This is a genomic window from Zavarzinia sp., from assembly GCF_041650655.1.
Lineage (GTDB): Bacteria > Pseudomonadota > Alphaproteobacteria > Zavarziniales > Zavarziniaceae > Zavarzinia.
The window spans coordinates 1-10,136 of sequence record NZ_JBAZKR010000123.1; the positions used below are offsets into that span (position 1 = coordinate 1).

Consider the following 10,136-nt stretch of genomic DNA (forward strand, 5'->3'; position numbering starts at 1 on the left):
CCCAGGCGTCCTTGGCGTCGATCTGTTCCTGCAGTTCGGCCTGGCGGGCGATCAGGGCGTCCATCTCGTCGTCGGTCAGTTCTTCGCCGAACTTGGCCGAGACTTCCTCGAATTCGTCGAGCAGGCGCTTCACCGGGGCGACCCCCAGCATGACGTTGCCGAGCGCGTCCAGCTTCGGATCCAGCGGCGGTTCCTGCGGCAGATAGCCGACCTTCACGCCTTCGGCCGCCCAGGCCTCGCCCTGATATTCGGTGTCGAGGCCGGCCATGATCTTCATCAGGGTCGACTTGCCGGCGCCGTTGCCGCCAAGGACGCCGATCTTGGCGCCCGGCAGGAACGACAGCCAGACATTCTTCAGGACTGTCTTGCCGCCCGGATAGGTCTTGGACAGATCCTTCATGACGAAGACATATTGATAGGAAGCCATAACTCTGCCCCTTGCGCCGACCGTCGCTTTGCGTGAATTGCCGCCCTTGTAGCCCAGCGTGCCTCGGGTCGCAACGCCCGGTGCTGCGCGCCGGGCCTGCGCCGCGATAGGGGGTTGCTTTTCCGCCCCGCCGGGGCATTAATCGGCCAGTTTTTGCAAATAGCTCGCAACATCAACTGCGGGCCCAACCGGGAAGTCTGTCGCCATGCGCCGCATTCTGGCCTGCCTCGCCCTCGCCCTGGGCTTCGTCACCGTTCAGGCACAGGCCGAGGAACTGAACATCTATTCCTCGCGCCACTACCCCTCGGACGAGCTGCTGTTCGGCAAGTTCAAGGAAGAGACCGGGATCACCATCAACCTGATCCAGGGCGGTGCCGCCGAGCTGGTCCAGCGCCTGAAGCTCGAAGGCGCCAACAGCCCCGCCGACATCTTCATCACCACCGATGCCGCCAACCTGTGGCGGGCGCAATCGGCCGGCCTGTTCCAGCCGGTCACCTCGCCCGTGCTGGAGAAGGTGGTGCCGGCCCAGTTCCGCGAGCCGAGCGGCCTCTGGTACGCCTTCGCGACCAGGGCGCGGGTCATCGTCTACAACAAGGACCGGGTGAAGCCCGAAGAGCTCTCGACCTACGAGGCCCTGGCGGAGCCGCAATGGAAGGGCCGCGTGCTCTCGCGCTCTTCGAACAACGAATATGTCCAGTCGATGGTCGCGGCCATGATCGCCCATCTCGGCGAAGAAAAGACCGAAGCCTGGGCCAAAGGCCTGGTCGCCAATTTCGCCAGGCCGCCCAAGGGCGCCGATACCGACCAGATCCGCGCCGTCGCCGTGGGCGAGGCCGATGTCGCCATCGTGAACCACTATTACTTCGCCCGCCTCCTCGCCTCCGACAAGCCGGCGGACAAGGAAGTGGTCGACAAGGTGCGGATCTTCTTCCCCGACCAGGACAGTTTCGGCACCCATATCAACGTCTCGGGCGCCGGCGTCGCCGCCCATGCCCCGCACCGCGAGGCGGCGATCAAATTCCTCGACTATCTGGCGAGCCCGGAGGCCCAGGCGGTCTTCGCCGAGGCCAACAACGAATTCCCCATCGTCGACGGCGTCGCCCCCTCGTCCGTGGTGCAGTCCTTCGGCCCGTTCAAGCGCGACACGCTGCCGATCGACGACCTCGGCAAGAACAATGGCGCCGCCGTCCTGTTGCTCGACCGGGCGGGCTGGCGCTGAACCGGCTCAGGCCGCCGCCCAGCGGCGCAGCGCCCTGGCATCCCGGGCCGGCGGCAGGCCGAACAGACGGCCGTATTCCCGGGTGAACTGGGACACGCTCTCGTAGCCGACGGCGAAGGCGGCCTCGGCCGGGGCCGCCGCTTCCGCCGTCATCAGGCGGCGTGCCTCGATCAGGCGGAGCTGCTTCTGGAACTGCAGGGGCGAGAGCGAGGTCACCGCCTTGAAGTGCTGGTGGAAGCTCGAGGGGCTCATGCCCGCCAGCGCCGCCAATTCCCCGACCGGCAGCGGTTCGGCGAAATCGGCCCGGAGCTTGGCGACCGCCCGGGCGATCCGCCGGGCCGGCCCCTCGGGCAGGCCGAGGCGGCGGATCGCAGCGCCGTGCCGCCCGGCCAACAGCCAATAATGCATCTCTCGCAGTAGTTGGGCCTGGAGCACGGGGACCGAAGCCGGGCGATCGAGCAGTCGCATCAGGCGATCGGCCGCATCGGCCACTTCCGCATCGGTCGGCTCGACCCGAACCGCGGCGCAATCGGCCAGCGGCGCCGCCTTCATCTCGACCATGAGATCGCTGATCAGCACGGGATCGAGGATCAGCACCAGGGAGAGATAGGGCTCCGCCGCGCTCGCCCGCGTGACTTGGCTCACGGTCGGCACATCGGCCGTGATCAGCAGGGAATCCCCCGCTGCGAAGTCGAAACTTTGCGCCCCCATGATGACCTGCTTGGCGCCCTGGAGGACGAGGCAGACGAGAGGCTGCGAAATGGCGTGGACGAGACCGCTGGGCGCCGTCGCCCGCACCGTACCGAGGCCGCGGATCGGCGTCGCGGCGATGCCGGCATTGTCGGCATGGAGGTCGCCGTAGCGGCGCACGCGGTCGAGAAGGGTCGTCATGCCCGAAGCCTAGATCAGCTCGGGCGCTCCCGCACGCACTCCCGGAGGATCAGGCAAGAAGGACCCAGCATCCGGCAAGCCCCCGGCCACGCGACGGCCGACACTGTCCCGGCAACGACACGGGAGCAGACCCATGACCAAGATCACCCTGGTGACCGGGGGCAGCCGCGGCCTCGGCCGCAGTACCGCCCTCGCGATCGCCCGCCGCGGCGGCGACCTCGTCCTGACCTACGCCAGCCGCGCCGAGGCCGCCGCCGAGGTGGTCGCCGAGATCGAGGCGCTGGGCCGGAAGGCGGTCGCCTTCCCGCTCGACAGCGGCGACTGCGCGGCCTTCGCCCCCTTCGCCGAACGCCTGGGCGAGACCCTGCGCCGCGTCTGGCAGCGCGACAGTTTCGACCACCTGGTGAACAACGCCGGCCACGGCGCGCTGACGCCGATCGGCACCACCGAGGAGGCGAGCTTCGACCGCCTGGTCGACGTCCATTTCAAGGGCGTCTATTTCCTGACCCAGGCCCTGCTGCCGCTGATCGCCGACGGCGGGCGCATCGTCAACCTGTCGAGCGGCCTCACCCGGGTGAGCTTCCCGGGATACGCCGTCTATGCGGCCGTCAAGGGCGCGGTCGAAGTCCTGACCCGTTACATGGCGCGCGAGCTGGGCGGCCGCGGCATCACCGTGAACGCGGTGGCACCCGGTGCGATCGAGACCGATTTCGGCGGCGGCGCGGTGCGCGACATCCCCGAGGTCAATCGCATCTTCGCCGAGATGACGGCGCTCGGCCGGGTCGGCGTGCCGGACGACATCGGGCCGATGATCGCCTCCCTGCTCGCGGACGAGAACCGCTGGGTCACCGCCCAGCGGATCGAGGTTTCCGGCGGCCAGGGGATCTAGCGGCTTACGCCCCCGGCACCACCGGCTCGCTGCCCGAAAACAGGCGCCAGAGCCAGCGCCCGCCGCGCCGCTCGAAAATGCAGACGGCGCGGTAGGGCTTGCGGCGGACCTGTTCGGGCAGGCTGACGATCAGGTCGCCCTTGGCGCAGACCCAGAGCAGGTCGCCCAGATGTTCCACCGTTCGCTCGCCCCATTCCCAGCGATAGCGGGCGGGCGCCGCGAAGAGATGGGCGAAGAAGACCGCCAGTTCCTCGCGGCTGCGCGCGTCTTCCGGCAATTCGGAGCCGAGCAGGCGGAAGCCGGCGCCGCTCCACAATTCGTCGATCACCGCCATGTCGCGGGTGAAGATCAGGGTGCCCAGCCGATCCATCAGGGCGAAGACGGCCTCCTGATCGGTCCGCCCCGCGGCCATCGCCGCCTCAGCCCGGCAGTCGCTCGAAACTCGGGATGCCCGGCGGGATCTGGTGGAAACTCTGCATGTCACAGGTGTAGATGGCGACCTGCGGCCCGCCGTAGGCCGCCGGATCGTCCAACGTGCCGACCTTCACGATGACGGCGGGGAAACCCGGCGCCAGGGTCACCAGATGGGTGCCGCAATCGGGGCAGAATTCCCGCGTCACCGGATTGGCGAGGTCGGCCCTGGCGAATTTCTTCGCCTTGCCCTTGGTGTAGCGAAAGCCGTCGGTCGGCATGGCCATGAAGATATTGGGCCCGCCGCCGGCGATATATTGGCATTCCCGGCAATGGCATTCGCCCTTCATCACCGGCTCGCCCTCCGAGACATAGCGGACGGCACCACAGTAACAACCACCTTCGAAAGCCATTCTCTCCTCCCTGACTCGTTCTGCTTTGGCCGAATCGTAGGGGGGCGGGGGCGAGGTGTAAACAGCGGGCTGGACCACCCTTGCCCGGACATTAGCCAATTGCTATATTTTCCCCATGAGGGAAATCGCATACAGCAAAGAGGCGGCGAGGACCCTGCGCCGGATGCCGACGAACACGGCCCGCCTGATCGTCGCCAAGATCGAGCTCTATGCGGCCGATCCCGCTGCCCTGGCCAATAATGTGAAGGCGTTGAAGGGCAGCGAGGCGATCCGCCTGCGGATCGGCGATTGGCGCGTCCTCGTGCTCGACGGCGTGGTCCTCGAAGTGGCCAGGATCACCTCGCGCGGCAGCGCCTACGAGGAGTGAGGGATATGAGCGTGCAATTCATCGACACCCCGGCCGGGCGGCTCGCGGTCCTGCCCGAGGGCGACTACCGCCGTCTGATCGAGGCGGCGGAGGATGCCGAAGACCGCGCCACCATCGCCCGCTACCGCGACCGCCTCGCCACCGGGGAAGAAGAGGCCCTGCCGGCCACCATGGTGAAGCACCTGATCGAGGGCGAAAGCCCGCTCCGGGTCTGGCGCGAGCATCGCGGTCTGAGCGCCCGGGCACTGGCGGAAAAGGCGGGCCTGTCCCAGGCCTATGTCAGCCAGATCGAAGGCGGCCGCCGCGAAGGCTCGATCGCCGCCTTCAAGGCCCTGGCCACTGCCCTCGACGTAACGATCGACGACATCGCGTGAGCAGACACGGCCTGAACGCCTGAATTCGATCCAGAGGCCGAACCGAGACCAGAGAATAGTGGGAAGGGGTGGTAGCGGAGGACGGATTTGAACCGCCGACACGCGGATTATGATTCCGCTGCTCTAACCAACTGAGCTACTCCGCCCCAAGGGGCCGCGGGCTTGGCCGCGAGGCCGCTCATATATTCGGTGGCGGCGGGGCTGTCAAGTCGCCGCGCGGCGGATCCAGCCGCCGCCCAGCACGCGGTCGGGATCAGCGGCGTCATAGAGGACACAAGCCTGGCCGGGCGCGACGCCATATTCCGGCGCATCCAGCACCACCGTGGCGCCGCCGGTCGCGGCGACAAGGAGTTCGGCCGGCACCGGCGCCCGGGCAGAACGGATGCGGGCGAGCGCCGGGCGGTCCACCGCACTGCCGCCGGGGCCGAGCCAATTGAGGTCGGAGACGGCGATCTCGCGCCGGGCCAGGGCCTCCTTCGGGCCGACGACGACGCGCCGCGTCTCGGGCTCCAGGCGCACGACATAGAGCGGGGCATTGCCCGGCAGGGTGCCACCGCCGATGCCGAGGCCCTTGCGCTGGCCGACCGTGAAACCGATCACGCCGTCGTGGCTTCCGAGCACGCGGCCTTCGAGGTCGACGATCTCGCCCGGATCGGCGGCGCCGGGGCGGAGCTTCTCGACCACGGCGGCATAGCGGCCGGAGGGCACGAAGCAGATGTCCTGGCTGTCCGGCTTTTCCGCCACGGCGAGGCCGAAATGGGCGGCGAGGGCGCGGACCTTGGGCTTTTCCATGTCGCCCAGGGGGAAGCGCAGGAAGTCGAGCTCGTCCCGCGTCGTGGCGAAGAGGAAATAGCTCTGGTCCCGGGCCGGGTCGCGGCCGCGGTGCAGTTCGGGGCCGGCCGGCGTCGCCACCCGGCGGACATAATGCCCGGTCGCCATGGCGACGGCGCCGAGGTCGCGGGCCGCCCCCAGGAGGTCGCGGAACTTCACCGTCTGATTGCAGCGCACGCAGGGCACCGGCGTCTCGCCCGCCAGATAGGCGTCGACGAAAGGATCGATCACATTGGCGCGGAAGGCCTGTTCGTAGTCGAGCACGAAATGGGGAATGCCCAGGGTCTCGGCGACACGGCGGGCGTCGCGGATGTCGAGCCCGGCGCAGCAGGCCCCCTTCCGCCCGGCGGCCGCGCCCTGGTCGTAGAGCTGCAAGGTGATGCCGACCACGTCGTAGCCGCGCGCCTGCATCAGGGCCGCGGTGACCGAGGAATCGACGCCGCCCGACATGGCGACGACCACGCGTGCGCCGGCCGGCAGGTCGTCGGCCGGGTCGGGGCGGAGCAGGGCATCGATGTCGAAGGGTGCCGTCATGGGCGGACCATAGTCGGCCCGGCAGAAAGCGACAAGCAGGGGGAAGGAATTGCCGGGTTGCAGTAGCGCGAGACCTCCGTGCACTGCGCCGGCGCCAGGATTTCCGCGCCCTCCCCGGCTGGCCCGATCCCTGCATCTGTATCTGCGATAGCCCGGACCCGAGCCATGGACGCCACCGCCATCATCATCCCCCCGACCCCGCCCGCCTTCCCCGCGAAGGTGCCGGCAGCCGCCGACACGGCAGCGGGGAACGACAATTTCGCCGCCCATCTGGACCAAGCCCAGGCCCAGGCGGATGGCGAGCCGACCCCGGCGAAGCCCGCCCCGCCAGACGAGACATCCGCCCCCCAGGCCAAGTCGGACGCCAAGGCGGGCGAGACGCCGTCCGCCACGACTGGCGCGGTCCAGGTCACCGAAGATGGCGCCACGGCGCAGGCGAGCGGCAAATCCGCCAATCCGGGCGACCAGCTCGGTGGCGGCGCCAGCGACGAAGCCAAGGAAAAGGCGGCGACCGATGCCGCCGCCGATCCGACCGCCGTCCTGGCCGACATGCTGACCGCCCTGACCGCACCGAGCCAACCGCAGCGGCAGGTCGTGCCGACCACAACGTCCGGCGCGGTGTCGGCGCCGACCGCAGAAGTGAAGCCCGATCCGGGCACCGCCCTGGCCAAGGCCGGCCACGACAATGGCGGCAAGGCGGCCGCGGGTGCACGCGAAGATGCGGCGAAGGAGACCGAGCGCCTGGCCGATCAGGCCGCCGCCGCGCCGGCGGACCGACCGGCGCCCCAACCGGCGCCCACCCCCGCGAGTGACGCCGGCAGCCTGGCCGCCGCCGCAGCGAGCGGCACCGGCACGACGCCCCAGGCCCCAGCCCAGGCCCCAGCCCAGGCCGCGACCACTGCGGCACCGAGCCCCCGGGCCGCCCCCGTGCCGGTGGCCCCGGAAGCCCTCGGCCTCGCCATCGCGCGCCATGTCGCCGACGGACAGAAGGTTTTCGAAATCAGCCTGGCGCCCGAGGAACTGGGACGGGTCGACGTCCGCCTCGAATTCGCCGAGGACGGCCGCGTCACCGCCCATGTCTATGCCGACCGGGCGGAGACCCTGGGCCTGCTCCAGCGCGACCGGGCCGAACTCGCCCGCTCGCTGGCCGGCCAGGGCCTGAACGCTGATACCACGTCGCTCAATTTCGCGCTGCGCGACGGCTCGGGCTCGTCCTCCGGCGGCGCGGGGAACGACGGCGGCAACTCGGGCTCGGGCGGGCGGCGTGGCCGCGGCCGCGACACGGGTTCGGGCGACGGCCTCGGCCGCATCGAGGCGACGGCGCGACAATCACGGGCGGCGGGCAGCCGCGCCCTCGACATCGAAGTCTGACGGAAAGGCAGAGGCCATGACCAGCTCCATCCAAGCCAGCGGCTCCAGTTCCACGGCGACCTCGGCCGCCGCCACGGCCTCGGCCGACCTGACCAAGAATTTCTCGTCCTTCCTGACCCTGCTGACCACCCAGTTGCAGAACCAGGACCCGCTGTCGCCGATGGATTCGAACGAATTCACCAGCCAGCTCGTGCAGTTCAGCCAGGTCGAACAGTCGATCAACTCGAACAAGACGCTGGAGAGCATGCTCTCGGTCCTGCAGAGCTCGATGACCACCAGTGCGGCGAGCTATATCGGCAAGCAGGTGGTGGTCTCGACCGCGACCGCCGGCTTCGACGGCACCAATCCGGTGAACTGGCAATATTCGAACGACGGCACCGCGGTTTCGACCAAGCTCGCCGTGGTCGACGCCAAGGGCAATGTGGTGAAGACCCTGACCGGCTCGACCGCCAGCGGCACCCAGAGCTACTCCTGGGACGGCAAGGATACCAACGGCGACACGGTGGCGGCCGGCAATTACACGCTGAAGGCCGTCTCGGTCGACAAGACGGGTACCGCCGTCACCAATACGATCGGCACGGTCTCGACCGTCACCGGCGTCGACACGACCGGCTCGTCCATCACCCTGGTCACGAAAAACGGCGACATCGCCCTCTCCGACGTGACCCAGATCATGGCGGGGAGCTGAACGTGTGCCCTTAGGCGGGTGTTAACCCAGACCCTCTAGGATCGCTTGTGCAGGCTGGCATGGGCCCCCTGTGCAAGGAAGACGAGAGTGAACGAACGCCGCCCCCTCCAGGATCTCACCGAGAGCCTGATCGGCCCCGAAGGCCTCGGGATCGAGGATCTACCGCCACCCGATACCAAGCGCTGGGTGATCAGGCGCAAGGCGATCGTGGTCGCCGCCGTCCGCGGCGGCCTGATCACGCTCGAAGATGCCTGCGCCCGCTATTCCCTGTCGATCGAGGAATTTCTGTCCTGGCAGCGGGCGATCGACGCCCACGGCCTGCCCGGCCTGCGGGCCACCCGAATCCAGCTCTACCGCGCCCCCTGATCATCTCCCGATCCCCCGTCGCGGCAGCGAAACGGCCCGGTCCCCCCGCCGGGCCGTTTTTTTGTGCCCTCGCGTCGCGGCGCCGCACCGTTAATCACTTCTTCAACAGAAACAGGGAAATTCTTGCCTAGGGGGCATCGTTCCCCAGCCATGAACGACGTGCCTGCACCTCGACCGGGGGCGATATGAACGACTTGATCGCGCGACTGAGAGCACTGGGATTGCGGCGCGGGCTGGCGCTCGCCGGCGTCGTCCTGGCGGTCGCGGCCTTCCTGGCCTTCGCCGTGAACCGCATGATGCAGCCGACCATGGCGCTGCTCTACAGCGACTTGGCGCTCTCCGATTCGGGCCGCATCGTCCAGAAGCTCGACGAGCTGAAGGTGCCCTATCAGCTCTCGGCCGACGGCAGCCGCATCCTGGTGCCGGAAGACCAGGTCGCCCGCCTGCGCATGGCCATGGCCGAATCCGGCGTGCCGGCCGGCGGCTCCATGGGCTACGAGATCTTCGACCGCACCGATTCGATCGGCACCACCAGCTTCGTCCAGAACATCAACCATCTCCGCGCGCTCGAAGGCGAGATCGCCCGCTCGATCGGCTCGATCGACCGCATCGCCTCGGCCCGCGTCCACTTGGTGCTGCCGCAGCGCCAGCTCTTCGCCCGCGACGCCGAGGCGCCTTCGGCCTCGATCGTGCTGAAGCTGAAGGGCGGTTCGCTCGACGCTTCGCAGGTGCGCGCCATCCAGCAGCTCACCGCGGCCGCCGTGCCCGGCCTCGCCGCCGACCGCGTCTCCATCGTCGACGATCGCGGCAACCTGCTGACCGCCGACCCCGGCAACCAATCCGATCCGGCCCAGGCGGTCGCCTCCAAGACCCGCGAATACGAGGCGCGCCTGCGCCGTTCGCTCGAACAGCTGGTCGGCTCCTCGGTCGGTTTCGACAAGGTGCGGGCAGAGGTGACGGCCGAACTCGACTACGACCGCGTCACGACCCAGACCCAGACCTATAATCCCGATGGCCAGGTGGTGCGTTCGACCCAGACGGTGACCGACCGCCAACGCAATGCCGAAGGCGGCAACGCCCCCGTCACGGTGCAGAACAACCTGCCCAATGGCCAGGGTCAGGCCGGCGGCACCGGCACCCAGTCGCAGAACGACCGCAGCGAAGAGACGATCAACTACGAAATCTCCCGCACCGACCAGACCACGGTCCAGGAAGGCGGGCGGGTGAAGCGCCTCTCGGTCGCCATCCTGGTCGACGGCACCTATCAGACCGCCGCCGACGGCACCCGGACCTACCAGCCGCGTAATCAGCAAGATCTCGCCCAGATCGAAACCCTGGCCAAATCCGCCATGGGC

At 68.8% G+C, this 10,136-nt stretch carries 13 protein-coding genes and 1 tRNA gene; 8 read left to right on the top strand and 6 right to left on the bottom strand.

Features of this window, described 5'->3' with window-relative positions:
- The coding region (locus tag WC493_RS19625; RefSeq protein WP_373067671.1) for an ATP-binding cassette domain-containing protein at positions 1–427 on the bottom strand (427 nt) is incomplete at its 3' end.
- 205 nt (positions 428–632) lie between these two features.
- On the opposite strand from WC493_RS19625, the gene WC493_RS19630 reads away from it, so the two are divergent.
- Positions 633–1,646 carry a Fe(3+) ABC transporter substrate-binding protein gene (locus WC493_RS19630; RefSeq protein WP_373067673.1) on the top strand — a complete coding sequence of 338 codons (1,014 nt, stop codon included), beginning with the start codon at positions 633–635 and terminating at the stop codon, positions 1,644–1,646.
- 6 nt (positions 1,647–1,652) lie between these two features.
- On the opposite strand, the gene WC493_RS19635 is transcribed toward WC493_RS19630, so the two are convergent.
- Positions 1,653–2,537 carry an AraC family transcriptional regulator N-terminal domain-containing protein gene (locus WC493_RS19635; RefSeq protein ID WP_373067676.1) on the bottom strand — a complete coding sequence of 295 codons (885 nt, stop codon included), beginning with the start codon at positions 2,535–2,537 and terminating at the stop codon, positions 1,653–1,655.
- Between the two features lie 133 nt (positions 2,538–2,670).
- Between WC493_RS19635 and WC493_RS19640 the strand changes: the two genes are divergently transcribed.
- Positions 2,671–3,426 carry an SDR family NAD(P)-dependent oxidoreductase gene (locus tag WC493_RS19640; RefSeq protein WP_373067678.1) on the top strand — a complete coding sequence of 252 codons (756 nt, stop codon included), beginning with the start codon at positions 2,671–2,673 and terminating at the stop codon, positions 3,424–3,426.
- Positions 3,427–3,430: 4 nt separating this feature from the next.
- On the opposite strand, the gene WC493_RS19645 is transcribed toward WC493_RS19640, so the two are convergent.
- Together WC493_RS19645 and WC493_RS19650 are read right to left on the bottom strand one after the other, a co-directional pair.
- Entirely contained in the window at positions 3,431–3,838 is a 408-nt protein-coding gene (locus WC493_RS19645) for a nuclear transport factor 2 family protein (protein WP_373067681.1), read from the bottom strand.
- Positions 3,839–3,845: 7 nt separating this feature from the next.
- Positions 3,846–4,250 (bottom strand): GFA family protein, encoded by a 405-nt coding sequence (locus WC493_RS19650; protein ID WP_373067683.1) that lies wholly within the window; start codon positions 4,248–4,250, stop codon positions 3,846–3,848.
- 163 nt (positions 4,251–4,413) lie between these two features.
- On the opposite strand from WC493_RS19650, the gene WC493_RS19655 reads away from it, so the two are divergent.
- Together WC493_RS19655 and WC493_RS19660 are read left to right on the top strand one after the other, a co-directional pair.
- Positions 4,414–4,617: a type II toxin-antitoxin system RelE/ParE family toxin gene (locus WC493_RS19655; RefSeq protein ID WP_373067685.1), complete on the top strand. Its 204-nt coding sequence runs from the start codon at positions 4,414–4,416 to the stop codon at positions 4,615–4,617.
- Positions 4,618–4,622: 5 nt separating this feature from the next.
- Entirely contained in the window at positions 4,623–4,991 is a 369-nt protein-coding gene (locus WC493_RS19660; RefSeq protein ID WP_373067687.1) for a helix-turn-helix domain-containing protein, read from the top strand.
- A 69-nt stretch (positions 4,992–5,060) separates the two neighbouring features.
- Here the strand turns inward: WC493_RS19660 and WC493_RS19665 are convergent.
- Together WC493_RS19665 and mnmA are read right to left on the bottom strand one after the other, a co-directional pair.
- Positions 5,061–5,137 (bottom strand) — tRNA-Met (locus WC493_RS19665).
- A gap of 58 nt (positions 5,138–5,195) precedes the next feature.
- Positions 5,196–6,356 (bottom strand): tRNA 2-thiouridine(34) synthase MnmA, encoded by a 1,161-nt coding sequence (gene mnmA, locus WC493_RS19670; RefSeq protein ID WP_373067689.1) that lies wholly within the window; start codon positions 6,354–6,356, stop codon positions 5,196–5,198.
- A gap of 165 nt (positions 6,357–6,521) precedes the next feature.
- Between mnmA and WC493_RS19675 the strand changes: the two genes are divergently transcribed.
- The 4 genes from WC493_RS19675 to fliF all read left to right on the top strand — a co-directional run.
- Positions 6,522–7,727 carry a flagellar hook-length control protein FliK gene (locus tag WC493_RS19675; protein ID WP_373067691.1) on the top strand — a complete coding sequence of 402 codons (1,206 nt, stop codon included), beginning with the start codon at positions 6,522–6,524 and terminating at the stop codon, positions 7,725–7,727.
- Positions 7,728–7,743: 16 nt separating this feature from the next.
- Positions 7,744–8,415 carry a flagellar hook assembly protein FlgD gene (locus WC493_RS19680; protein ID WP_373067693.1) on the top strand — a complete coding sequence of 224 codons (672 nt, stop codon included), beginning with the start codon at positions 7,744–7,746 and terminating at the stop codon, positions 8,413–8,415.
- A 126-nt stretch (positions 8,416–8,541) separates the two neighbouring features.
- Entirely contained in the window at positions 8,542–8,781 is a 240-nt protein-coding gene (locus tag WC493_RS19685; protein WP_373067697.1) for a DUF1153 domain-containing protein, read from the top strand.
- Between the two features lie 185 nt (positions 8,782–8,966).
- A partial coding sequence (gene fliF / locus WC493_RS19690) for a flagellar basal-body MS-ring/collar protein FliF (RefSeq protein WP_373067695.1) occupies positions 8,967–10,136 on the top strand: 1,170 nt, incomplete at its 3' end.

What these genes read in the sequence shown, in the direction of transcription:
- WC493_RS19630 (WP_373067673.1), top strand. Translation starts at nt 633, where the DNA reads ATGCGCCGCATTCTGGCCTGCCTCGCCCTCGCCCTGGGCTTCGTCACC.
- WC493_RS19660 (WP_373067687.1), top strand. Translation starts at nt 4,623, where the DNA reads ATGAGCGTGCAATTCATCGACACCCCGGCCGGGCGGCTCGCGGTCCTG.
- mnmA (WP_373067689.1), bottom strand. Translation starts at nt 6,356, where the DNA reads ATGACGGCACCCTTCGACATCGATGCCCTGCTCCGCCCCGACCCGGCC.
- WC493_RS19640 (WP_373067678.1), top strand. Translation starts at nt 2,671, where the DNA reads ATGACCAAGATCACCCTGGTGACCGGGGGCAGCCGCGGCCTCGGCCGC.
- WC493_RS19635 (WP_373067676.1), bottom strand. Translation starts at nt 2,537, where the DNA reads ATGACGACCCTTCTCGACCGCGTGCGCCGCTACGGCGACCTCCATGCC.
- WC493_RS19650 (WP_373067683.1), bottom strand. Translation starts at nt 4,250, where the DNA reads ATGGCTTTCGAAGGTGGTTGTTACTGTGGTGCCGTCCGCTATGTCTCG.
- WC493_RS19680 (WP_373067693.1), top strand. Translation starts at nt 7,744, where the DNA reads ATGACCAGCTCCATCCAAGCCAGCGGCTCCAGTTCCACGGCGACCTCG.
- WC493_RS19675 (WP_373067691.1), top strand. Translation starts at nt 6,522, where the DNA reads ATGGACGCCACCGCCATCATCATCCCCCCGACCCCGCCCGCCTTCCCC.
- WC493_RS19645 (WP_373067681.1), bottom strand. Translation starts at nt 3,838, where the DNA reads ATGGCCGCGGGGCGGACCGATCAGGAGGCCGTCTTCGCCCTGATGGAT.
- WC493_RS19655 (WP_373067685.1), top strand. Translation starts at nt 4,414, where the DNA reads ATGCCGACGAACACGGCCCGCCTGATCGTCGCCAAGATCGAGCTCTAT.